General features: G+C 69.7%; 25 protein-coding genes. 15 read left to right on the top strand and 10 right to left on the bottom strand.

Annotation, left to right across the window (positions count from 1 at the left end):
- From IM777_RS17310 to IM777_RS17465, 5 genes are all read right to left on the bottom strand, one after another.
- Positions 1-822, bottom strand: coding sequence for a prepilin peptidase (locus tag IM777_RS17310; RefSeq protein ID WP_228480858.1), 822 nt, complete (start codon positions 820-822; stop codon positions 1-3).
- Positions 819-2,471, bottom strand: a complete 1,653-nt coding sequence (locus IM777_RS17305; protein ID WP_228480857.1) for a bactofilin family protein — start codon at positions 2,469-2,471, stop codon at positions 819-821. The genes IM777_RS17310 and IM777_RS17305 overlap by 4 nt, the downstream gene beginning before the upstream one ends.
- A complete protein-coding gene (locus tag IM777_RS15715; RefSeq protein WP_194384005.1) occupies positions 2,462-3,115 on the bottom strand; it encodes a PilW family protein in 654 nt (217 codons plus the stop codon). Before IM777_RS15715 ends, IM777_RS17305 begins: the two co-directional genes overlap by 10 nt.
- Positions 3,112-3,534 carry a type IV pilus modification PilV family protein gene (locus tag IM777_RS15710; protein ID WP_194384004.1) on the bottom strand — a complete coding sequence of 141 codons (423 nt, stop codon included), beginning with the start codon at positions 3,532-3,534 and terminating at the stop codon, positions 3,112-3,114. Before IM777_RS15710 ends, IM777_RS15715 begins: the two co-directional genes overlap by 4 nt.
- Positions 3,535-3,610: 76 nt before the next feature.
- Positions 3,611-4,030, bottom strand: a complete 420-nt coding sequence (locus IM777_RS17465; protein WP_194384003.1) for a prepilin-type N-terminal cleavage/methylation domain-containing protein — start codon at positions 4,028-4,030, stop codon at positions 3,611-3,613.
- A gap of 273 nt (positions 4,031-4,303) precedes the next feature.
- On the opposite strand from IM777_RS17465, the gene dnaK reads away from it, so the two are divergent.
- From dnaK to IM777_RS15675, 6 genes are all read left to right on the top strand, one after another.
- The gene (gene dnaK, locus IM777_RS15700) at positions 4,304-6,175 is read left to right on the top strand and encodes a molecular chaperone DnaK (RefSeq protein ID WP_194384002.1); all 1,872 of its coding nucleotides are present in this window, start codon (positions 4,304-4,306) and stop codon (positions 6,173-6,175) included.
- A 2-nt stretch (positions 6,176-6,177) separates the two neighbouring features.
- Complete coding sequence (locus IM777_RS15695) at positions 6,178-6,783, top strand: nucleotide exchange factor GrpE (RefSeq protein WP_071045457.1); 606 nt, start codon at positions 6,178-6,180, stop codon at positions 6,781-6,783.
- An 8-nt stretch (positions 6,784-6,791) separates the two neighbouring features.
- Complete coding sequence (locus IM777_RS15690) at positions 6,792-7,796, top strand: DnaJ C-terminal domain-containing protein (protein ID WP_071045456.1); 1,005 nt, start codon at positions 6,792-6,794, stop codon at positions 7,794-7,796.
- Positions 7,797-7,927: 131 nt separating this feature from the next.
- Positions 7,928-8,386, top strand: a complete 459-nt coding sequence (locus IM777_RS15685; RefSeq protein WP_071045455.1) for a heat shock protein transcriptional repressor HspR — start codon at positions 7,928-7,930, stop codon at positions 8,384-8,386.
- Between the two features lie 57 nt (positions 8,387-8,443).
- Positions 8,444-9,190, top strand: a complete 747-nt coding sequence (locus IM777_RS15680; protein ID WP_071045454.1) for a potassium channel family protein — start codon at positions 8,444-8,446, stop codon at positions 9,188-9,190.
- A gap of 9 nt (positions 9,191-9,199) precedes the next feature.
- Entirely contained in the window at positions 9,200-10,315 is a 1,116-nt protein-coding gene (locus tag IM777_RS15675; protein WP_228480856.1) for an AI-2E family transporter, read from the top strand.
- Positions 10,316-10,318: 3 nt separating this feature from the next.
- Here IM777_RS15675 and IM777_RS15670 read toward each other — a convergent pair whose 3' ends face one another.
- From IM777_RS15670 to IM777_RS15660, 3 genes are all read right to left on the bottom strand, one after another.
- Entirely contained in the window at positions 10,319-10,678 is a 360-nt protein-coding gene (locus IM777_RS15670; RefSeq protein ID WP_071045453.1) for an SHOCT domain-containing protein, read from the bottom strand.
- Between the two features lie 18 nt (positions 10,679-10,696).
- The gene (locus IM777_RS15665) at positions 10,697-11,110 is read right to left on the bottom strand and encodes a DUF6325 family protein (RefSeq protein WP_071045452.1); all 414 of its coding nucleotides are present in this window, start codon (positions 11,108-11,110) and stop codon (positions 10,697-10,699) included.
- Positions 11,111-11,191: 81 nt separating this feature from the next.
- A complete protein-coding gene (locus IM777_RS15660) occupies positions 11,192-11,851 on the bottom strand; it encodes a transaldolase family protein (RefSeq protein WP_071045451.1) in 660 nt (219 codons plus the stop codon).
- 89 nt (positions 11,852-11,940) lie between these two features.
- On the opposite strand from IM777_RS15660, the gene IM777_RS15655 reads away from it, so the two are divergent.
- From IM777_RS15655 to IM777_RS15640, 4 genes are read left to right on the top strand one after another with little or no spacing between them, the layout of a single operon-like run.
- Positions 11,941-12,912 (top strand): ribokinase, encoded by a 972-nt coding sequence (locus IM777_RS15655; RefSeq protein WP_194384001.1) that lies wholly within the window; start codon positions 11,941-11,943, stop codon positions 12,910-12,912.
- Positions 12,909-13,313: a D-ribose pyranase gene (rbsD, locus tag IM777_RS15650; RefSeq protein ID WP_194384000.1), complete on the top strand. Its 405-nt coding sequence runs from the start codon at positions 12,909-12,911 to the stop codon at positions 13,311-13,313. The genes IM777_RS15655 and rbsD overlap by 4 nt, the downstream gene beginning before the upstream one ends.
- A 1-nt stretch (position 13,314) precedes the next feature.
- Positions 13,315-14,106, top strand: a complete 792-nt coding sequence (locus IM777_RS15645) for a GntR family transcriptional regulator (RefSeq protein WP_194383999.1) — start codon at positions 13,315-13,317, stop codon at positions 14,104-14,106.
- A complete protein-coding gene (locus IM777_RS15640) occupies positions 14,090-15,136 on the top strand; it encodes a LacI family DNA-binding transcriptional regulator (protein ID WP_194383998.1) in 1,047 nt (348 codons plus the stop codon). The genes IM777_RS15645 and IM777_RS15640 overlap by 17 nt, the downstream gene beginning before the upstream one ends.
- A 58-nt stretch (positions 15,137-15,194) precedes the next feature.
- Here IM777_RS15640 and IM777_RS15635 read toward each other — a convergent pair whose 3' ends face one another.
- Positions 15,195-16,262, bottom strand: coding sequence for an FAD-dependent monooxygenase (locus tag IM777_RS15635; RefSeq protein WP_194383997.1), 1,068 nt, complete (start codon positions 16,260-16,262; stop codon positions 15,195-15,197).
- On the opposite strand from IM777_RS15635, the gene IM777_RS15630 reads away from it, so the two are divergent.
- Positions 16,234-16,485: a hypothetical protein gene (locus IM777_RS15630; protein ID WP_194383996.1), complete on the top strand. Its 252-nt coding sequence runs from the start codon at positions 16,234-16,236 to the stop codon at positions 16,483-16,485. The genes IM777_RS15635 and IM777_RS15630 overlap by 29 nt on opposite strands.
- A gap of 206 nt (positions 16,486-16,691) precedes the next feature.
- Positions 16,692-18,326, top strand: coding sequence for a fucose isomerase (locus tag IM777_RS15625; protein WP_194383995.1), 1,635 nt, complete (start codon positions 16,692-16,694; stop codon positions 18,324-18,326).
- A gap of 4 nt (positions 18,327-18,330) precedes the next feature.
- Here IM777_RS15625 and IM777_RS15620 read toward each other — a convergent pair whose 3' ends face one another.
- A complete protein-coding gene (locus tag IM777_RS15620; RefSeq protein WP_071045446.1) occupies positions 18,331-19,200 on the bottom strand; it encodes a sugar phosphate isomerase/epimerase family protein in 870 nt (289 codons plus the stop codon).
- 200 nt (positions 19,201-19,400) lie between these two features.
- Between IM777_RS15620 and IM777_RS15615 the strand changes: the two genes are divergently transcribed.
- The 3 genes from IM777_RS15615 to IM777_RS15605 all read left to right on the top strand — a co-directional run bounded on the left by IM777_RS15615 (position 19,401) and on the right by IM777_RS15605 (position 23,052).
- On the top strand, positions 19,401-20,906 hold the full coding sequence (locus IM777_RS15615) for a sugar ABC transporter ATP-binding protein (RefSeq protein WP_071045445.1): 1,506 nt from the start codon (positions 19,401-19,403) through the stop codon (positions 20,904-20,906).
- Positions 20,903-21,937: an ABC transporter permease gene (locus IM777_RS15610; protein ID WP_083336607.1), complete on the top strand. Its 1,035-nt coding sequence runs from the start codon at positions 20,903-20,905 to the stop codon at positions 21,935-21,937. Before IM777_RS15615 ends, IM777_RS15610 begins: the two co-directional genes overlap by 4 nt.
- 125 nt (positions 21,938-22,062) lie before the next feature.
- Positions 22,063-23,052 (top strand): ABC transporter substrate-binding protein, encoded by a 990-nt coding sequence (locus tag IM777_RS15605; RefSeq protein WP_194383994.1) that lies wholly within the window; start codon positions 22,063-22,065, stop codon positions 23,050-23,052.
- Positions 23,053-23,086 lie beyond the last annotated feature (34 nt).

Raw genomic sequence — 23,086 nt, 5'->3', positions numbered from 1 at the left:
TCACAGCTCCGGGTACAGGCCGGTGTAGGCGCGCGCGATCGCGTCGCCGGCGAGCACGCCGATCCAGGCGCCGACGATGATCCACGGGCCGAACGGGATGGCCGTGCGCCGACCGCCGCGGCGGCGCAGCAGCATCCCGACCCCGAACGCGCCGCCGGTCACGAACGCCGCGAACGCGCCGACGAGCAGCGGGCCCCATCCGAGCCACCCCAGCATCAGGCCCACGACGGCCGCGAGACGCACGTCGCCACCGCCCATGCCGTCGGGACGCACGAATCGGATCGCGGCGTAGAACGCCCACAGGGCCGCGGCGCCGACGAGCGCGCGCAGCAGGGATGCGCTGTCGGCGCCCAGCAGCACGGCGAGACCGAGGAGGGCCGCGCACACGATCAGGGCGGATCCGGTGATCGCGTGGGGGAGGCGGCGGGTATCGAGGTCGATGAGGGTGAGCACGATCCCCGAGGCCGCGAACCACAAATAGGCCGCGATGACGACGAGCGTGGCCGCGGGCGGACCGGGGAGGGCGAGAACGCCCCACGCGACGACGACGGCGAACACGATCGCGGTGAGCGCCTCGACGAGCGGGTAGCGCACCGGGATCGCCGCACGGCATCGCGCGCAGCGGCCGCGGAGGGCCAGCCATCCCAGCACCGGAACGTTCCGCCACCACCGCACCGGCTCGTCACACGTGGGACAGCGGCTCTCGCGCAGCAGCGAGATGCCGGCGGGCACGCGATAGGCGACGACGTTGAGGAACGAGCCGATGACGGCGCCGAAGACGCCGGCGCCGACGGAGACGAGGGTGAGGGCGAGCGGGGTCACGGGGATGCCACCTCCCGGCGCCACAGCACGTCGCCGAGCGCGTGCTCGCCGGTCTCGATGATCGTGGGCGTGCCGCCGTATCCGCCGTCGGGGGCGGGCTGACCGGGCAGGCTCATGAGCTCGCCCTTGATCGTGATCTGACCGCCGGAGTTGAACCCGTTCGTGTAGAGGGATCCGAGCAGCACGCCGCCGCCGGACACGGACAGGCGGCACGGGGTGTAGATGAGCGAGCGCACGCCGTCGAGGTTGGCGCCGTTGGTGTTGACGTTCGTGGCCGTCGCGCCGAGGGCGCACGAGGGCCTGCCGTCGGGCACGGTGTCTTCGGTGATGAAGTACACGCGGGGCGTCGCGCCCGTGGCGGCGGTCATGGTGAGGCCGGTCGTGTCGAACTTCTTCGCCAGGAGCACGACGTTCGAGGCCTTCAGCGCCGGTGCCGGATTGCCGCCCGCGTTGGAGGTGAGCTGGTCGCACGCGCGGCCGTCGATCACGACCGTGCCGGTGTAGTTCGCGAGGTCCTTCCATCCGCGGTTCCCGCCGCCGACCCACGTGCCGTCGACGCTCCACCCGGTGTGCTTGTTGTAGTAATCGCACGTGTCGGTCGCGTTGGTGCTGACGTTGCGCAGCGTCACGACGGTCGCACCCGGCCAGTCGGCGGCGCGGTACGTGTAGTCGAACCAGGCGGGGAGGCTCGGCGCGGGCACGGTCGGCACGTCGTCGGTCTGGATGGTCTCACCCTCGATGCGGCCGCCGTTGACCGACGGGGAGCTGCCGGTCGGCAGGGTCACGTCGCCCTCGATGACCCGGCTGTTGACGGTGACGGAGCCGTTCGCGATCACGTTCGTGTGCGCGCGGGCGCCGCTCCACAGCAGGTCGAGTGCCCCGTTGACGTGCACGGTCGAAAGCGGATCGTCGGCGTTCGCGCTGCCGATGCTGCTGTTGATCTTCGAGGTGCCGGTGCCTGCGGCGAGGATGTCGCCGAGCACCGTCGTCGCGCCGCCGTTGAACGTGACCGTTCCACCGGCGTAGATGTCGCCGCTGACGTTGCAGCCGTCGCTCGAGGTGACGTTGCCGCCCACCAGCAGGTTGCCGGGGATGCCGAGCCGGCAGCCGAACGTTCCCGTGACCGCGACCACCTGCGGCTCGTTGCCGCCGTGCGCGAGCAGGGTCACCTGGCCCATCGTCGAGGCGTCGTAGAGCACGAGGCCGACGGGGGTGAGCGACGGATCGACGGCCTCGATGGTCTCGGCGACGAGGGCGTAGACCGCCTGCACGGTCGCCGACGTGCCGTCGGCCGTGCCGGTGGCGGTGAGGGTCACCGTGCTGCCGTCGTCGGCGCACGCGAGGGATGCGGTATAGGCGGCGCCGGTGTCGAGCGCGCCGTCGGGCACGGTCGCGTCGCAAAGGTCGCCGCCCTTCGCGGCGGCGACCGCTTCGGCCATGCCGGCGTCGGCGGCGGCGCGCGCCTCGAGCGTGGCGCGGACGCCGCTCGTGGTGAGCGTCGTGTTCACGACGGCGCTGGAGAGCCCGACGGCGATGACGCCGAGCACGAGCGAGACGATCAGCACCGAGATGAGGGCCGCGCCCCGGTCGTCGTCGACGGCGCGGTCGCGGGTGCGGTCGCGGACGCGGTTCGGTCGGGTCACCAGCATCGGGCACCGCTTCCGTCGTCGCGGGCGCCGGCGACGGCCGACCCCGAGAGCGAGGTCGTGCTGCGCGCGTTCAGCTGCGGCTGCTCCGACGTGACGACCGTCAGGTTCCACGACAGATGGCGGTCGTCGAGGGTGAAGGGCGGCAGCGCCGTGCCGGCGGCATCCGTCGTGGGTTCGACGACGTCGACGAGGGCGCCCCACGTCGTCGCGGGGGCGGGCGCGGTCTGCGTGCCGGTGAGCGGGGCGGAGGTGTGGGTGCGGGCCTCGAGGTCGCCGTCGGCGCCGGGGCGGGTTCCGTCGGCGTCGGTCGTGGTGAGGTCGACGAGCGCCCACGCACGGCACTGCCAGCCGGTGTCGCCGGTGGCGACGCGGGCCCGCACGAGCGTGCCGCCGCCCGGGATGTTTTCCACGACGATCTCCGCGGCATTGCGGATGTCGGTCTGCAGCGACGTGCTGAGGGCCTGGGCGCGACCCGTGGCGAGGTCGAGGTCGCGGGTGGCGGCGGTGGCCTGCATCGTCGAGACGAACAGCGAGGCGATGAGGGTCAGCAGCATGCCGCCGACGAAGAGGGCGACGAGCAGCTCGACGAGACTGAGGCCCGCGTCGTCGGCGACCATCTCTCGCGTGGACGTGTCGGCGCTCATGGGGCCGTCACCACGATCTTGGTCGCCATCTCGACGACCGGGGAGCCGGGGTCGGCGTCAGCGTCCCGCACGGCGACGGTGACGGTCACGGCGGCCGGGTAGGAGGTCGGGCACGTGTCGATGGCGATGTCGGCGACGAATCCGGTGTCGGCGGCATCGGGAACGCCCGTCGCCGCGGCGTCGGCCAGTGCCGTGCACGAGTTGGCTGCGTCGTCGGGATGCGCCGCCCGCACATCCGCGAGCTGCCCCGCCGCGAACGACTGCGCCGACGCGCGGTCGCGGTTGCCGGCGCTCAGCACCGACGCCTGCAGGGCCAGGGGGAGGATCGCGACGGCGATGACGGCGAACAGCAGCATCGACACCACGACCTCGACGAGGCCGAAGCCCTCGTCGGAGCGGGTGTCGCGGGTGCCGGCCATGCCGGATCCTTTCCGGGAGATGCGGGATGGCCGGGCCGACGCCACGCGTCGACCCGGCCGAGGTGGAGTGGCTGGGTCAGCCCGCGGTGGGCGCAGCCACCGCGGGCGTCACGCTTCCGTCGAATGCTGGACCGGCATAGCCCGTTGCGGCACCCGTGTTGGCGCCGACGAAGAAGCTGCCGATCTCGATGGTCCCGGTCGCAGCCGTGCCGTCGGCGTTATAGATCACGACGTTCGTCCCGGTGAAGTTCCCAAAGTCCTGGTCTGCGACAGTGTCATCGCCTTCAGCGATTGCGGCCGCCACTTGCGAGGCGGCGTTCGCCGCGATCGAGTCGGCGGAACTCTGCTCGGCCTGTCCCTGGAGCCCCAGGAAGACCGGGACGGCAATGGCGGCGAGGACGCCGAGGATCACGACGACGACGATCAGTTCGATGAGCGAGAAGCCGGCGTCGCCGTTCTCCTTGCGACGCCGCAGGGCGGCGATGTAAGTGGTCATGCGAGTCTCCCTTAGCGGTGTCGAGGGTGCGGGAGGTCCCCGCGGCATCCACTGTCCCCAGCGCACCTCAGGTCTCCAATGCCCGGGCGTCAGGCGTTCCTCAGGTTTCCTTCAGCACCCAAACTTGAGCCAATGCATATCAACTTCATTTGACACCGCGAACCTCGCGGTCTACGCTTGAGTCGTCTCGGCTCAGGTCCCTGAGTCGACCCGTGACTTTCGGCAACAACCCGGGCCGCGCATCCGCTTCGGCCCCACCCAGAAGGAGAAGACATGCCCCGTGCTGTTGGAATCGACCTCGGTACGACGAACTCCGTCGTCAGCGTGCTGGAGGGCGGCGAGCCCAAGGTGATCGCGAACGCCGAGGGCTTCCGCACCACCCCCTCGGTGGTCGCCTACACCAAGGACGGCGAGGTGCTCGTCGGCGAGACCGCCAAGCGCCAGGCCGTCACCAACGTCGACCGCACCGTCTCCAGCGTCAAGCGCCACATGGGCACCGACTGGGGCTTCGACGTCGACGGCAAGAAGTGGACGCCGCAGGAGATCTCCGCGCGCATCCTCATGAAGCTCAAGCGCGACGCCGAGGAGTACCTCGGTGACACGGTGACCGACGCGGTCATCACCGTTCCCGCCTACTTCAACGACGCCGAGCGCCAGGCCACGAAGGAGGCCGGCGAGATCGCGGGCCTGAACGTGCTCCGCATCATCAACGAGCCGACCGCGGCCGCCCTCGCCTACGGCCTCGACAAGGGCCAGGAGGACGAGCTCATCCTCGTCTTCGACCTCGGTGGCGGAACGTTCGACGTCTCGCTGCTCGAGGTGGGCAAGGACGACGACTTCTCGACCATCCAGGTGCGCGCCACCTCGGGTGACAACCGCCTCGGCGGCGACGACTGGGACCAGCGCGTCGTGGACTACCTGATCAAGCAGTTCAAGGAGACCACCGGCGTCGACGTCTCGGGCGACAAGATCGCGCTGCAGCGCCTCAAGGAGGCCGCGGAGCAGGCGAAGAAGGAGCTCTCCAGCTCGTCGTCGACCTCGATCAACCTGCCCTACCTGTCGCTGACGGAGTCGGGCCCGGTGTCGCTGTCGGAGACGCTGTCGCGCGCCAAGTTCGAAGACCTCACCAAGGACCTCCTCGACCGCACCAAGAAGCCGTTCGAAGACGTCATCCGCGAGGCCGGCATCAAGGTCGCCGACATCGCCCACGTCGTGCTCGTCGGTGGCTCGACCCGCATGCCCGCGGTCGCCGAGCTGGTGAAGAAGGAGACCGGCAAGGACGCCAACAAGGGCGTCAACCCGGATGAGGTCGTCGCCGTCGGCGCCGCCCTGCAGGCCGGTGTCCTCAAGGGTGAGCGCAAGGACGTGCTGCTCATCGACGTCACCCCGCTGAGCCTCGGCATCGAGACCAAGGGCGGCATCATGACCAAGCTCATCGAGCGCAACACGGCTATCCCCACCAAGCGGAGCGAGACCTTCACGACCGCCGACGACAACCAGCCGTCGGTCGCGATCCAGGTCTTCCAGGGCGAGCGCGAGTTCACCCGCGACAACAAGCCGCTGGGCACCTTCGAGCTCACCGGCATCGCGCCGGCCCCGCGCGGCATCCCGCAGGTCGAGGTCACCTTCGACATCGACGCCAACGGCATCGTGCACGTGTCCGCGAAGGACAAGGGCACCGGCACCGAGCAGTCCATGACCATCACGGGCGGCTCGTCGCTGCCCAAGGAGGACATCGACCGCATGGTGCGCGAGGCCGAGGAGCACGCCGCCGAGGACAAGAAGCGCCGCGAGGCCGCCGAGGTGCGCAACCAGGCCGAGACCGCGTCGTACTCGGTCGAGAAGCTCATCTCCGACAACGCCGACAAGCTGCCCGAAGAGGTCAAGACCGAGGTGCAGGCCGACGTCGACGCCCTCAAGTCCGCGCTCGCCGGCGACGACGACGAGGCCGTGAAGACGGCTTTCGACAAGCTGAACCAGAGCCAGCAGAAGCTCGGCGAGGCGATCTACCAGTCGTCGCAGAACGAGCAGGCCGCCCCCGGCGCCGGCGCGTCGGAGGAGCAGGCATCGACGGAGTCCGATGAGGATGTCGTCGACGCCGAGGTCGTCGACGAGGACGAGGACAGCTCGGAGGAGAAGAAGTAACCATGCCCAAGGACTTCGAACCGGGACCCGACGAGGTCCCCGAGAACGAGGTCCCCGGCGACGAGGGGTCGGAGGCTCAGGCCTCCGACCCTCAGCCGGAGGATCCGGCCCTGACCGTCGACGACATCCTCGGTGCGGAGCAATCCGAAGACGCCGCCGGTGCCGACGCCGAGGACCAGGTGCTCGCCGACCTCGAGTCGCAGCTGCTGGGAGACCTCAAGCGCCTGCAGGCCGAGTACGCCAACTACCGCCGTCGCACCGAAGAGCAGCGCGAGGTCGAGATCGAGCGCGCCAAGGGCTCGGTCGCCAAGGGACTGCTGCCGGTGATCGACGACCTCGACCGCGCGGAGAAGCACGGCGACCTCAACGAGGGCACGCCCTTCGCCGCGATCGCCGAGAAGCTGCGCGGCGTCGTCGAGCGCATGGGCATCGAGCCCTACGGCGCCGCCGGCGAGGCGTTCGACCCCCAGCACCACGAGGCGATCTTCCAGGCACCCACCCCGGGCACCGAGACCCCGACGATCCTCGAGGTCGTCGAAGTCGGGTACCGCCTGGGCTCTGTCGAGCTGCGTCCGGCCAAGGTCGTCGTCGCCGTTCCGGCGGAGTAGGAGGACACGTGGCGAGTCAGGACTGGTTCGACAAGGACTTCTACAAGGTCCTCGGTGTCTCCAAGGAGGTCAGCGCCGCCGACCTCAAGAAGACCTACCGAAAGCTCGCGCGCACCTACCACCCCGATTCCAACCCGGGGGATGCCAAGGCCGAAGCGAAATTCAAGGAGATCAGCGAGGCGTACGCCGTGCTGAGCGATCCCGAGCAGCGCGAGGAGTACGACCAGATCCGGGCCATGGGCTCGGGCGCGCGCTTCACGGCTGGCGGATCCGGACAGGGTGGGGGCTTCGAGGACGTCTTCTCGAGATTCGGGCAGGGCCGTGGGGGCGGCGGCTACAGCAGCGCCGACTTCGACGACATCTTCTCGATGTTCAACCAGCAGCAGGGCGGTCGCGGTACCGGCTTCGGCTCCGGTCGATTCGGGCAGCCCTCCGGCGGGTTCCAGGGATTCGGCGGTCCGTCGCGCGGTGCGGATGTCACCGCGCGCACGACCATCGACTTCATCACCGCCACCAAGGGCGAGACCATCACCCTGCAGGGTGAGGACGGCAAGCCGTTCAAGGTGAAGATCCCCGCCGGTGTGCGCGACGGGCAGAAGATCCGCCTGCGCGGCCGCGGTCGCCCCTCGCCGGACGGCGGGGAATCGGGCGACATCGTCGTGCAGGTGACCGTGCGGCCGCATCCGGTGTTCACTCGAGACGGGCTGAACCTGCGCGTGACCGTGCCGGTGACCTTCACCGAGGCCACCCTCGGCGCCACGATCGAGGTGCCGACCCTCGGCGGAGACCCGGTGCGACTGCGGGTCGCGGCGGGCACCCCGTCGGGGCGCGTGCTGCGGGTCAAGGGTCGTGGCGTGCAGACGCAGAAGGGCACCGGCGACCTCCTGGCGGAGGTGCAGGTGGCGGTGCCGTCGCACCTGGATGACGCGGCCCGTGAGGCGCTCGCGGCGTATCAGGCGCTGGAGCCGAAGGAGAACCCGCGCGCGGACCTCATGGCGAAGGCGCGCACGTAGCGTTTCGTCTCGCTCCGCTCGCTCAACGACCGGTGGGGGTGACCGGTGGCCGCGGAGTACCTTGGGATCAACCTTTTCCGGTCGTTGAGCGACGAGCGGAGCGAGGAGACGAAACGGAACGAGGTGAGCACATGGTGGACCCCGACGAGATCGACGAGGACGCACCGATCCTCGCCATCGCCGGCGCCGCGGAGCTGGCGGGGATGCATCCGCAGACCCTGCGCCAGTACGACCGTCTCGGCCTCGTCGTGCCCGCCCGCACCCAGGGCGGGTCGCGCCGCTACTCGCTGCGGCACGTCGCGCAGCTGCGAGAGGTCGCGCGCATGTCGGCGGAGGGCATGAGTCTGCCGGCCATCGCGCGCATCCTCGAACTGGAGAACCGGGTGCGCGAGCTGCACCTGCGCGTGCGCGACCTCGAAGACCGCATGAAGAGCGAGCTCGAGCGACGCCCCGGTGCGCGCGTGTTCGCGGCCGGCGCGACCGGCTCGGTCATCTCGCTGCGCCACGGCACCCGCGTGCGTCGCGCCACCGAGGTCGTGCTGTGGCGTCCGCACCGCGCCCTGCCTCCCGCCGACGACACCGACTCGTGAGAGCCTGGGCGGCGAGGCTGCCGGTCAACGCCGGGCGGCGCTTCTAGGCTCGAACGCATGACGTTGGACCGGTGGCAGCAGATCACGAACTGGCCGCTGATCATCGCCTCGCTCGCCTTCATCGTCGCGTACTCGTGGCAGGTGATCGCCGACCTCGAGGGTGGCGAGTTCTCCCTCGCCCGGGCGATCATGTTCGCCACCTGGGTCGTGTTCGCGATCGACTACATCGTGCAGCTCTCCCTCGCCAAGCCGAAGGGCCGCTGGTTCCGCTCCCACCTGTTCGACCTGTGCGTCGTGGTGATCCCCGCCCTCCGCCCGCTGCGCCTGCTCAAGGCGCTCACCGTCATCCACGTGCTGCAGCGCACCGCCGGTGCGGCCCTCCGCGCACGCATCGCCGTCTACGGCGCGGGTGCCGCCCTCACCCTCATCTGGGTCGCCGCCCTCACGGTGCTCGAAGCCGAGCGCGACGCCCCGAACGCGAACATCACCTCGTTCGGCGACGCCCTGTGGTGGGCGTTCGTCACGATCACCACCGTCGGCTACGGCGACTACACGCCGGTCACCGCGTGGGGTCGGGTCATCGCGGTGCTGCTCATGACCGGCGGCATCGCCGTCGTCGGTGTCGTCTCGGCCACCTTCGCCTCGTGGGTGCTCGAGCGGGCCGCCGCCGGTGCGGATGACGCGGGCGAAGCCGCCACGCGCGGGCAGGTGCGCGCCCTCGCCGCCCAGATCGACGACCTCGGAACCCGCCTCGGCCGGCCGGGCGACGGCGCCGCATCCACCGACCGCCCGCCGAGCGCCTAGCCTGGCATCGTGAAGCGTCCCGCCCCCGCACCCGCCGCACCCGCGCCACCGGCGCTGTCGCCGTCGCTGCGGATCGTGATCGGACTCGCCGCGTCGGTGATCGTGCTCGTGGGGCTCTCGATCGGCCGCGATGTCGTCGGGCCGCTCGTGCTCGGCGCGGTCATCGTGATCATCTGCCAGCCGCTCGGCACGGCGCTGCGCCGCAGGGGATGGCCGCGATGGGCGGCCACCACCGCCGTGATCGTGCTCGGCTACCTCATCCTCGCCGTGCTCGCCGTCATGCTCGCCTTCGCCGGCGTGCAGTTCGGGCGGCTCGTGCAGGACTTCGCCGAAGATCTGCAGCGGACCGCCCTGGCCGTCGTGGAGTGGCTCCGCGGCCTCGGCCTCGACGACCAGATCGCCGCCGCGACGGCCTCGCTGCTCTCGCCGTCGACCCTGCTGACGATCGCGTCGTCGGTCGGGGGCAGCGTGCTCGGCGTGCTCACGGCGTTCTTCTTCGTGCTGGCCTACGTCATCTTCATGGCCGCCGACGCGTCGCGGTACTCGCGCGCCGAGACGGCGTTCGGCACCGGCATCCGACCGACCCTCGGGCGCTTCGCGGCCTACAACCGCAGCGTGCGCCGCTACTACGTCGTCAACGCCGCGTTCGGTCTCATCGTCGCCGTGATCGACGGGCTCGCGCTGTGGGCGCTCGGCATCCCGGCGCCGATGGTGTGGGCGATCCTCGCCTTCGTGACGAACTTCGTGCCGAACATCGGGTTCGTGCTCGGTCTCGTGCCCCCGGCGGTCCTCGCCCTCGTCGTCGGCGGCTGGCCGACGATGCTCGTCGTGATCGCGATCTACTGCGTCGTGAACGTCACCCTGCAGGTGCTCGTGCAGCCGAAGTTCGTCAGCGACGCGGTGAACCTGTCGTTGACGCTGAGCTTCTTCTCGGTCATCTTCTGGACCTTCATCATCGGGCCGCTGGGCGCCATCCTCTCCATTCCGCTCACCCTGCTGGTGCGCGCGCTCGTGCTCGAGGGCGACCCGAGCACGCGGTGGCTGCGCTGGCTGTCGGGGGATGTGGATGCGGCGATCCCCGCCGGTGAGGCACCGACGGGGATCGCGACGAAGAAGAAGCGGTGAGGCTCAGCCGAGGAGCTTGGCCTTCGCGGCGGCGAACTCGGCGTCGGAGAGCACACCGGCGTCTTTGAGCGCGGCGAGCTTCTGCAGCTCGGCGACGATGTCGACGCCGCCCGCCGCGGGGGCGGGGGCTGCGGGGGCGGCCGGCGCCGCCGCCTGCTGCTGGGCGACGGCCTGCTGGGCCGCCTGCTGCATCGCGGCCTGCTGCTGGGCGGCCTGATACTGCTGCTGCTCATACTCCGACTGCTGCTTGCGCTGGCGGTTGTTCGACATGGCGCCGCTGACGGCGCTGGCGGTGCCGGCGACGACGGCGGTGCGCGCGGCGAGACCGATCAGACCGGGACGGCCGACTCTGCGAATGGGCATGATGACTCCTTCTGCTTCTCAGGCCTCGTCGGCCAGATCCATGACGGCGTTGACGACGGGGGCCGGGATGCGCTCGGCGCTCAGCACGACGGCGCCGGCGCTGTCGAGGCGCTCGGCGAGCTCGCGCGCATAGCTGAGCTCGAGCGCGACCAGCAGCGCCGATCCTCCCGGCGGCACGAGCTCGGCGAGCTCGGCGATGTCCTCCTCGCCGGCGATGCCGACTTCGTGCAGCTCGAGCGCGAACTCGTCGGCCTCGACCTCGGTGACCGTGATGTCGCCGTCGTCGGACTTGGAGATCAGCACGAGATCGAGCAGACGCATCAGTCCGCTCTCGAGCAGGTCGGACAGGGCGGCCATCGTGCCGGCGTCGGGGCGCTCGCCCTCGAAGCCGACGAGGTAGAGCTCGACGGGGCCGTAACGGAACGCGGGCATGGTGCGCCTTTCTGACGAGGAAGGATCCTCGCTGAGGCTAGCGCGCCGACTCGGTCGAGGGTAGACCGACCGTGGCCGGAGCTACCCGCGGATGCGCCCGATGGCGCCCTCGAACTCCTCGGCCGAGCGGTCGCTGATGTCGTCGGTGAGCAGATCGAGGATCACCTGCGGCGCCGCGGTGAAGTGGGACACTCCCGCTCGGCGCAGCCCCACGATGTCGTCGGGAGACCGCAGGCTCGCCGCGAGCACATCCGTGTCGGCCCCGGCGCAGGCCGCCTGCATGTCGCCGATGAGGGCGTCGCCGTCGAGGCCGGCATCCCGCAGGCGTCCGAGGTAGGGCGCGAGGTAGCGCGCGCCGTAGGCCGCACCGGCCAGGGCCTGCGCGACGGAGTAGACCGCGGTGATGAGCACCGTCGTGTCCTCCTGCACGAGAGAGGTGACCGCGGCGAACCCCGCCCGGGTGGCGGGCACCTTCACGGCGACCCGGTCGCCGAAGCCCTTGATCCAGGCCGCGTTGGTGAGCATCTCCTCGGTCGTCGCCCCCCACGTCTGGAAGAAGACCTGGGAGGCGCCTTCGTCGACCCACCGCTGGTACAGATCGGGGAGGGCGTCGAGGGCATGCCCGCCGCGCTCGAGGATGGTCGGGTTGGTCGTCACGCCCGTGACGAGGCCGTCGCGCAGCAGCTCGCCGACGAGGGCGAGGTCGGCGCTGTCGACGTAGAGGACCGGAGCGGTGGTCATGTTTCTCCCTCGAACCTGTCGTTACAGGTGGAATCCCCGATAATGTAGCGGAGTGCTGACGGCGCAGTCAAAGAAACGCAGGTGGTGCCATGACCGATGACCAGCAGGCTCTCCCCGGGGTCGTCGTCGTGGGATCCGTCACGGCCGACCTCACCACGTTCTCGACGCGATTGCCCGTGCCCGGCGAGACGATCCTGGGCGACGACTTCACCCTCGTGCTCGGCGGCAAGGGCGCGAATCAGGTCGTCGCCGCGGGCCGCGCGGGCGCTGCAGCCAGCTTCGTCGCGTGCGTCGGCAGCGACCTCTTCCACGACATGATCATGGATGGTCTCGTCGACGCGGGCGTCGACGTGACGCACGTGCGCACCGTTCCCGGTCCGACCGGCATCGCGCACATCCGCGTCGATGCCTCGGCGCAGAACGACATCGTCATGGTGCCCCTCGCCAACGCCGCGCTCAGCGCCGGTCAGATCGACGCCGGGCTGGACGCGCTCGCCGGCAGGGCATCCGTGCTCCTCACGCAGCTGGAGATCCCCGCACCGCTTGCGATGCACGCCATTCGGGCCGGCAGTGAGCGCGGGCTCACCGTCGTGCTCGATCCGGCGCCGGCGTCGGCTCTTCCCGACGACATCTGGCGCCACGTCGATGTCGTGACGCCCAACGAGACCGAGGCGACGGTGATGACGGGCGTCGAGGTGACCGATGTCGCGAGTGCCGAGCGGGCGGGGCGCTGGTTCCTGGAACGCGGCGTCGGCGCCGCGGTCGTGACCCTCGCCGGAGCCGGTGCCCTGCTGGTCAGCTCCGACGGAGCGCGCCTGGTCCCACCGTTCCCCGTCGAGGCCGTCGACACCACCGCCGCCGGTGACGCGTTCTCCGGATACCTCGGCGCGGCGCTCGCGGAGGGCGCCACCCTCGACGAGGCCGTCGTGCGTGCCGCCGCGGCGGGCGCGCTGGCCGTCACGGTGCGAGGAGCCTCGCCGAGTCTGCCGACCCGGGAGCGCGTCGACGCGTTCCTCGCCGAACGCCCCGCGCCCGAGATCGTCGACGGGAGCCGCGCATGAGAAAGATTCCCTCCACCATCAACCCGGCCCTCTCGCGCGTCATCAGCGAGACCGGGCACACCGATCTCATCGTCGTGACCGACGCGGGACTGCCGATCCCGGTCGGCAGCGAGCGGATCGACCTCGCCTACCGTCCGGGGGAGCCGGCCTTCCTCGACGTTCTCGACACGGTGCTCGGCGAGATGGTGATCGAGGGCGCGACCGCGCCGGCGGAGATCGCCGAGCAGAGCCCCGCCATGCTCGCGGCGCTGCGCGAACGCCTCGAGCCGCTCGGCGTCGAGCTCGAACTCGTGCCGCACGTCGAGTTCAAGGCACGCACGCGGAGCGCCCGCGCCTTCGTGCGATCCGGAGAGTTCACGGCCTACGCCAACGTCATCCTCCACGCCGGGGTCGCGTACTGACATGACGACCGAACCGCCGCACGGCGACGCGATAGACCGCCGGTCCTCGTCTCCGATGTACGACCAGCTGTGCCGGCTGCTGCTCGCGCGCATCTCGCAGGGCAAGCTCAAGCCCGGCGATCTGCTTCCCGGCGAGATGCGGCTGTGCGAGCACTACGGCATCTCCCGCACCGTCGTGCGGCAGGCGCTGGCGCAGCTCGAACACGAGGGGGTCGTCGAGCGGGTCAAGGGGAAGGGCACGTTCGTGGCCCGCCCCAAGACGAGCGAGAGCCTCGTGCACACCCTGATGGGGCTCTACGAAGACGTCGAGCGCCGCGGCGGACACGTGCACAGCGATGTCATCCGGCACGAGCGCGAGGATGCCGCGGCCGATGTCGCCGAGGCGCTGGAGATCCCCGTCGGCGACTCCGTGATCGCCCTGGAGCGGCTGCGCTTCGTCGACGGCCAGCCGTGGTCGCTGTCGACGACATGGATGCCGGAGGCGGTGGGTGCCGTGACGCTCGGCGTCGACCTCGCCGACGCGTCGCTGTATCGCGTGCTCGCCGACAGCGGGATCGTCGCGGCCGAGGGCGTGCGTTCGGCCGAGGCGACGGTCGCCTCGCACGAGCAGGCGCGCCTGCTCGACCTCACCACCGGCGCCGCCCTGCTCCGCCTGCGCAGCGTCAGCCGCGACGCATCGGGGCGCCCGATCGAATTCTTCATCGCTCACCACCGTGGGGATCGGAGCCGGTTCGAGTTCGAACTCGCCTCCGACATCTCGCACGCCTCGCTCGTCCATGTCCACGCGGAGTAGGGCGCGCGCCGCGCGCGGCGCGGACGGCGGCGGTGCGGAGTCGGCGTTGTCGACGGCCACGATCTACGACGTCGCCAAGCGCGCGGGCGTCTCGCCCGCCACCGTGTCGCGCGTGTACAACGGCGTCGGGGTGTCACCGGCGAGGACCGAGGCCGTGCAGCGCGCCGCCCGCGAGCTGAAGTTCGTGCCCAACAGCACCGCGCGGAACCTCCGGACCGGCAGCGCGAACGCGATCGCGCTCGTGATCCCCGACATCGAGAACCCGTACTTCACCGAGACGGCGCGGGGCATCGAAGACGTCGCGTCGGCGGCGGGCTACTCGGTGATGCTCTGCAACTCCGACGGCGACATCGCCAAGGAGAGCACCTACCTCGGCATCGCCGCCTCCGCTCACATGGCCGGCGTCATCCTCGCGGCCGCCGGAGACGACACCGACGTGAGTGCGCTGCGTGCTGCCGGCCGGCCGATCATCGCCGTCGACCGTTCCGCGGGCGGCGGCGTCGACTCGGTGCTCATGGCCAACCGCGCGGCGGGGTACGCCGCGACGATCGATCTGCTGGATGCCGGCTATCGCTGGGTCGCCTGCATGGTCGGGGGGATGGCGATCGAGACGTCGCGGGAGCGCGCGCAGGGATGGCGAGACGCGATGGAGGAGCGCCTGGGCTCCGCCGATCCGGCGCTGCTGTACCCGACGACCTTCCATCTCGAGGGCGGCCGGGTCTCCATCGATGCGCTGCTGGCGGCGGAGAATCCTCCCGACGGCTTCGTCGCGGGGAACAACCTCATCGGCATGGGGGCGATCCAGCGCCTCGCGGAGCTCGGCACCCCGCCGCCGGCCTACGGCATGGCGGTCATCGGATCCCTTCCCTACACGATCATCTCGCCGTCGTCGGTGTCGATCGTGCGGCTGCCGGCGCGGGAGATGGGAATGACGGCGGCGCGGATGCTGCTGGACCGCCTCGCCGGCGACGACGCCCCGCCCCGCACCGTCGTGCTGGGCGGCGAGCTGCTCCCGCGCCTCGACTCGTGACCTCCGGGGCGGACGCAGGGCCAGGTCGCAAGACCCGCGTCGCCGCTTCGGACCGCCGTCACATGGCGACCAGCTGCGCGTTCCGCGACGCGATCGCCTCGGCGGTGGCGGGGAAGATCATCGGCACCCCGAACGCCTCCGTCTCGGTCTGGATCTTCTCCGCCGTCGGGCGGAAGCTGCGCTCGTACTCCGCGAAAGACCGATCGATGTCACCCCCGGCCACGACGAACGCGTCGTGCAGTGCGGTCGCGCCGAGGATCGCGACCGACCCGCCCATGCCCGCCGCCGGTGACGGGCAGTAGGCGGCGTCGCCGACCAGGGCCACGCGACCGGACGTCCACCGGGGAAGACGGATCTGGCTGAGCTTGTCGAAGGAGAAGTTGTCGGCGGTCAGTGCTGGCTCCAGCACCGTGGCGAACGGCTCGCCGGCGTCGGCGAAGTGCTCGCGGATGATCCTCTTCTGCTCCGCCATGTCGTGGTGGTCGTACGGGATCTCATCTTCGGAGCGGAACGCCAGCACGACGTCGGTCGTGTCGGCGTAGGAGTTCACCAGCAGCGTGCGGCCGGGGGTGTTCTGGATGCGCGTCGTCCACGACGGAATGAACGTGCCGTCGACCACGGTGACCGACATGTAGTTGTGCAGGAAGGTGCTGTACTCGCTCTCCGGCCCGAACCACAGTCGGCGCACGGTGGAGTGACTCCCGTCGCATCCCAGGACCATCGCGAAGTCTTCCTCGGGGCCGTTGCGGAAGGCGGCCCGCACGCCGTCCGCCGTCTCGGTCAGCGAGATGATCGAGTCGTCGAAGCGCACCTGCACGCCGTCGTCCAGCGCGCCGAAGAGGATCGCGAGCAGGTCGTCGCGGTGGATCTCCACATCGTCGTGCCGGTGGATCTCGTAGTCGTCGATCACGATGTTCTCGGCCGCGCTGTCCGGCTCGCGACGTGCGATGGGGGCGCCGTCGATGTCGGCGAACTCGGTCATGCGAGTGGGCAGCGCCTTCGCGCGGACGGCGTCGATCAGTCCCAGCCGGTCGGCGATCGCCATGGTGTCGCGGCGGAGGTCGATCGGCGTCCCGCCCTTCCGCACGTTCTCGACGATGGTGACGCGGATCGCCGCGGCGATCACCTCGACCGACCCGGACCTTCCGCCCCTCGTCGCCCGCGCGCACGCGAGCGTCCTCGTCACCGTCATCCAGGCCGTCACCGACAGGGTCGGAGCGGCCGTGCTCTCCGGCACGGATCTCGCCTCCCTCACCGAGCAGCTGCACATCGATGCGGATGTCGCGCTCGTCGACGCCGCCGAGAACTTCCGGGCGACCAAGCGCAGGATGTCGACGCAGACCCGCTGACGCGTCCGGCTGCGGGCCAGGCGGCGGCGCATGAGCTCGAAAATTCGGGGTCGCGATGAAATCGATTTCATCGTAGACTCTCTCCAGATCCCGCGACGAAGAGGAGGTCCGATGAACCGCGTGGGCAGCTCTCACTCGCGTGGCGCCGGAACCGGCGCCGTCGCGCACGCGCCGGCGGAACGCCCGCTCGCCACCGAAAGGACATCATGACCTCGTACGCCCTGCCCGTCGTGTCCACGCCGCCGGAAGCTCCGGCGCGAACGGCCTACCTCATCGCCAGCGGTGACCTGCGCGAGTCGGCGAACGCGGCCGGCTGGCCGACCCAGGCGGCGATGGAGGCGGATGTCACGGCGGCGCTGGAGAAGCTCGGGTGGAGCGTGGTCCGCGCCAACGACATCGACCCGGCGACCGGGCACGGCTTCATCTCCAGTCAGCGCATGGGGATGGAGGTCTTCCGCTCGATTCCGCGCGAGGCGCCGCTCATCGTCGCCGAGGCCGTCTGGCAGTACAGCCATCACGTGCTCGCCGGCCTGCGCACCCACCGAGGTCCGATCCTCACGGTCGCCAACTTCGCCGGAGACTGGCCGGGCCTGGTCGGCCTCCTCGGCCTCAACGCGGGCCTGACCAAGATGGGCACGCCCTATTCGACGCTCTGGTCGGTCGACTTCGCCGACGAGTGGTTCCTCGCGGGTCTCGAGGAGTGGACGCGCACCGGCACCGTCACCCACGACGCCTCCCACGTGCGAGCGCTCCCCGAGCTGCCCGCAACGCCCGAGGTCGAGCTCGGACGCGCGCTCGGCGATCAGCTGCTGGCCGAGAAGGCGATCATCGGCGTCTTCGACGAGGGCTGCATGGGCATGTACAACGCGATCTTCGACGACGAGCTGCTGAACGCGACCGGCATCTACAAGGAGCGCCTGTCGCAGTCGGCGCTGTACGCGGAGATGCTCCAGGTGACCGAAGCCGAGGCGGACGCGGCGTTCGACTGGCTCGTCGAGCGCGGCATGACCTTCCGCTTCGGCGACGACGCGGCCACCGAGCTCACCCGCGAGCAGGTGCAGTGGCAGATGAAGATGTACATCGCGGCGCTGCGGATCGCCGACGACTTCGGGCTGGATGCGGTCGGCATCCAGTACCAGCAGGGCCTGAAGGACCTGGTGCCGGCCTCGGACCTCGCCGAGGGCATCCTGAACTCCACCGAGCGCCCGCCGGTGCTCTCCCGCGACGGGTCCCGCGAACTGTTCGCCGGCCGCGCCTTCCCCCACTTCAACGAGGCCGACGAGGGCGTCGCCGTCGATGCGCTCGTGACCGACCGCGTGTGGACGGCGATGGGGCTCGTTCCCGACAACACCCTCCACGACGTGCGCTGGGGCGAGGAGTACGACGGCGAGTTCGTGTGGGTCTACGAGATCTCCGGCTCCGTGCCCGCGTCACACCTCGGCGGCTGGGACAAGGCGGAGGGCTGGCGGCAGGGGGATGTCTTCTTCCCCGCCGGCGGCGCCACGATCAACGGCGTCTCCAAGCCGGGCGAGATCGTGGTCTCGCGCGTCTTCATCGCCGACGGGATCCTGCAGGCAGACATCTTCCGCGCGAGCGTCGTGGAGCTTCCGGAGGAGGAGACGCAGCGTCGCAAGAACGCCACGAACCCGGAGTGGCCGATCGCGCACGTCGTGCTGCACGACGTCACGCGCGACCAGTTCATGGCCCGACACAAGGCGAACCACGCGCAGGTGGTCTACGCCCCCGACGCCGAGACGGCCGACCGCGCCCTCGCTGCGAAGGCCGCGATGTTCGACCGCATCGGCATCCGGGTGAACCTCGTCGGTCGTGTGGATCTGTGAGGCGTCAATGCATCTCGATCGTCTGAACGGCGCGCTGAGCGTCCCTGATGAAGCGGTTGGCGTGCGCCGCGAGGTCGTCGCTGTCCTCCCACAGGTTGCGCCAGATGCCGAGCGTGTTGCTCAGCTGGGCGCTCACGACGGCCGAGGAGAACGACTCGAACACGACGGGGCCGTCGTAGCCGATGCGATCCAGCGCCCGGAAGAAGTCGCCGAAGGCGACCGATCCGGTGCCGAGGTAGCCGCGGTGGCTCTCGCCGATGTGCACGTAGCCGAGGCGCGGGCCGGCGTCCAGCACGGGCTGGAAGAGGTCGGACTCCTCGATGTTCATGTGGTACGTGTCCAGGTGCACGCTCACGCGGTCGTCGCCGACGCCGTCGAGGTAGGCGAGCGCCCCGCGAGACGTGTTGAAGACGTTCGACTCGTAGCGGTTGACGACCTCGAGCGAAAGGCGGATGCCGCGCTCGGCGGCGGATGCCGCCAGTCGCGCGATCGCCGCCTGGCTCGCCGCCACGCCCTTCGTCGTCGGCGGAGTGAGGTACTTCTGCATCGCGGAGTAGATCACGCCGCACAGCACATCGCCGCCCATCGCGGCGACATGGTCGAGGCACTGCTCCAGCACCCGCTCTCCGGCCGCGACGACCGCCGCATCCTCGCTGGTCAGGTCGGTGGCCGCGGTGAGGCCGAGCGAGGCGGAGACGGCCAGGCCGGCATCGGCGATCATCCGGCCGGCGAGGGCGGAGTCGAAGCCGTCGGGATCCATCAGCGGGATCTCGATGAGATCGAAACCGGCGCGGGCCGTGCCCTCGACCGCGCGGCGCAGGCCGGCCTCGTCGAACTCTCCGGTGAAAACGAGACCATGGGCACCGATCTGCATGTCGTCCTCTCCCCCGAGGACGGCCGTCGTCCGCAGGTTGTGACGAAGATGTTATTACAGGTCTTCCCCCCGCGTCGGCGAGTAGATACATTTAGGTACAACTTGCGCTGCACGGCAGCGCGATGGAATATTGATCGGATGTTTACCGCCAGCGTGCGGAAGCACTCGATCGATCGGCCTTCGAAGAAGCAGGTGACACAGTGAGCGAGCCCATCCTCAGAGTCGAGGGGATCAGCAAGGGATTCCCCGGCGTCCAGGCCCTCAAGGACGTGCATCTGGAGGTGTACGCCGGCGAGGTTCTCGTGCTCGTCGGGGAGAACGGCGCGGGCAAGTCCACGCTGATGAAGATCCTCTCCGGGATCTACCAGCGCGACGAGGGCACGATCACCTTCGACGGCAAGGACGTCGAGCTGACCAGCCCGCTGCAGGCGCAGCAGCTCGGCATCACGATCATCCACCAGGAGATGAACCTGATGCCGGACCTCACCGTCGCGCAGAACATCTACATCGGGCGCGAGCCGCGCACGGGCCCGTTCGTCTCGGACACCAAGCTCAACGCCAAGGCGAAGGAGCTGCTGGAGCGGCTGAACATCCGGGTGGACCCCAAGCAGCCGGTCGGCGAGCTCACCGTGGCGAAGCAGCAGATGGTCGAGATCGCCAAGGCCCTCTCGTTCGACGCCAAGGTGCTCATCATGGATGAGCCGACGTCGGCGCTCACCGACAGTGAGACCGAGACGCTGTTCACCCTCATCGAAGACCTGAAGGCCCGCGGCACGGGGATCGTCTACATCTCGCACCGCATGGATGAGCTCAAGCGACTCGCCGACCGCGTCAGCGTGCTTCGCGACGGCACATACATCGGATCTCTGACGAAGTCGGAGATCGCGGTTCCGACCATCATCGAGATGATGGTCGGCCGCCAGATCGACGAGGGCGCGCGCCCGGAGGCGCGCGAGCACCTCGGCGATCCGGTCATCCTCGACGTGCAGAACCTCAGCACGAAGTCGCTCCTGAAAGACGTCTCCTTCCAGCTGCACAAGGGCGAGATCCTCGGTTTCGCCGGCCTCATGGGCGCCGGCCGCACCGAGACGGCGCGAGCGATCATCGGCGCCGACCCGCGCGACGGGGGAACCATCACCGTCGCCGGCAAGAAGGCGCGCATCCATCAGCCCGCTGACGCGGTCAAGCTCGGGGTCGGCTACCTCAGCGAGGACCGCAAGCTCCTGGGGCTCATGCTCGAGCAGGACGTCACCTTCAACACCGTGCTCGCCTCGCTCGGGTCGTACGCCAACGCCATCGGGTGGATGTCGGACGGCAAGGCCAAGCAGCAGACGAAGGACTACGTCAAGACGCTCCGCACCAAGACGCCGTCGGTCAACCAGGTCGTCAAGCTCCTCTCCGGAGGAAACCAGCAGAAGGTCGTCATCGCCCGGTGGCTGCTTCGCGACTGCGACGTGCTCATCTTCGACGAGCCGACCCGCGGCATCGACGTCGGAGCCAAGGAGGAGATCTACCGCGTGATGCAGGATCTCGCGGCATCCGGCAAGTCCATCATCGTCATCTCGTCGGAGCTCCCCGAGATCCTCCGCGTCGCCAACCGCATCGTCGTGATGGCGGGCGGCCGGATCACGGGCACCCTCCGCAACGAGGAAGCAAGTCAGGAAAAGATCATGCAGTTCGCCGCGCACGCGCAGGAGGAAGAATGAGCACCGACCAGAACCCGGGCCCGTCGACGACGACGGTGATCCAGAACGCGATCGACGAGAAGAGCTCGTCGGGCGGTTTCGTGGGCCTCATGAAGAGGCAGCTCCAGCAGTCGCTGGCGTTCGGAACCCTGATCATCCTGGTGATCTTCTTCTCGATCTTCGGGAACAACTTCTTCACCTGGAGCAACATCTCGGGCATCCTCCTGGCCACCTCGGTGATCGGGATCCTCGCCCTCGGAACGACGTTCGTCATCATCACCGGCGGCATCGACCTGTCGATCGGCACCGGCATGACCCTCGCCGCGGTGATGACGGGCGTGTTCATCACGAACATGGGTCTGCCCGTCTGGCTCGGCGTGCTCGGCGGCATCGGCACCGGCGTGCTGATGGGGCTGGTGAACGGCCTGAACATCACCTTCCTCGGGCTGCCGCCGTTCATCGCGACCCTCGCGATGATGATGATCGCGCAGGGGCTCGCGCTGGTGATCTCGGGCGTGCGCCCGATCTACTTCTCCGGCTCGGCGCCGGACTTCAACCAGATCGCGCTCGGCACCCTCGTCCCCGGCCTGCCCAACGCCGTGCTCATCACGCTCCTGCTCGCCGTGGTCGGCTACCTCGTGCTGAACCGCACCATCCTCGGCCGCTACACCTTCGCGATCGGGTCGAACGAGGAGGCGACGCGCCTGTCCGGCGTCAACACGCGCCGCTGGAAGATCCTCATCTACATGTTCGCCGGCGCCTTCACCGGCATCGCGGGCGTCGTGCTCGCGGCGCGACTGGACTCCGCTCAGCCGCAGCTGGGCGTGGGCTACGAGCTGCAGGCGATCGCGGCCGTGATCATCGGCGGCACCTCGCTGCTCGGCGGCCGCGGCTCGATCCTCGGCACCGTCATCGGTGCGCTCATCATGAGCGTGCTCATCAACGGTCTGCGCATCATGTCGATCCAGACGGAGTGGCAGAACGTCGTCGTGGGCATCGTGATCCTCATCGCGGTCTTCTTCGACTCCCTCCGCAACCGCACCTCCACCTGACCTCGCCGGCGGCGACCGTGCCCGTCGCCGGCTCAGCCGGACATCCGGCAGGAAACAACCCGAGGCACACAGCAACACTGTCCGCACCGACCGGGCGACCGGTCTCACACAACAATGGAGTTTCAATGAAGTACGGAAAGAAGGTCGCCTTCGCGGCCACCGTCGCGGCAGCGGCTCTCGCCTTCGCCGGATGCTCGAGCTCGGACGGCTCGTCCGGGGGCGAGGCCGGCGGCGACGGCGACTCGATGTACATCGCCATGATCTCGAAGGGCTTCCAGCACCAGTTCTGGCAGGCCGTCAAGCAGGGTGCCGAGGAGCGCGCCGCCGAACTCGGCGTCGAGATCACCTTCGAGGGCCCGGCCGCCGAGACCGAGGTCGACGCGCAGCTGCAGATGCTGCAGACGGCGATCGACAAGGACCCCGACGCGATCGCGTACGCCGCGCTCGACCCCGAGGCGTGCATCCCGCTGTACGAGAGCGCCGAAGCTGCCGGCATCCCGGTCGTCGAGTTCGACGCGCCCTGCGACAGCGACTACTCGCTGAGCCTGGCCGCGACCGACAGCATCGTGGCCGGCGGCATCGCGGCCGAGCACATGGCCGAGCTCATCGGCGGTGAGGGACAGGTCGCGATCGTCGGCCACAGCCAGATCAACTCGACCGGTGTCGAGCGCCGCGACGGCTTCGTGCAGGAGATCGAGGAGAACTACCCCGACATCGAGATCGTCGACATCCAGTACGGTGACGGCGACCACCTGAAGTCGGCCGACATCGCCAAGGCGATGATCGCCGCGTACCCCGACCTCAAGGGCATCTACGGCACCAACGAGGGTTCCGCGATCGGCGTCGTGAACGCCGTGAACGAGCTCGGTCTCGACCCCGGTGAGATCACGATCGTCGGCTTCGACTCCGGCGCCGCGCAGATCAACGCGATCAAGGACGGCACGATGGCCGGTGCCATCACGCAGGACCCGATCGGCATCGGCGCGACCGTCGTGCAGGCCGCCTACGACGCCGCGATGGGTGAGACGGTCGAGGGCTTCTACGACACCGGCTCGTACTGGTACGACGCCGACAACATCGACGACGAGGACATCGCCGCGGTCCTCTACGAGTAAGCCGCACCATCGAGAAGGGCTCCCGCCGCGGCGG

The organism is Microbacterium luteum, from assembly GCF_015277875.1.
Lineage (GTDB): Bacteria > Actinomycetota > Actinomycetes > Actinomycetales > Microbacteriaceae > Microbacterium > Microbacterium luteum.
The sequence above is the reverse complement of the archived record's forward strand: the minus strand, read 5'-3'. Positions and strand labels throughout refer to the sequence as shown.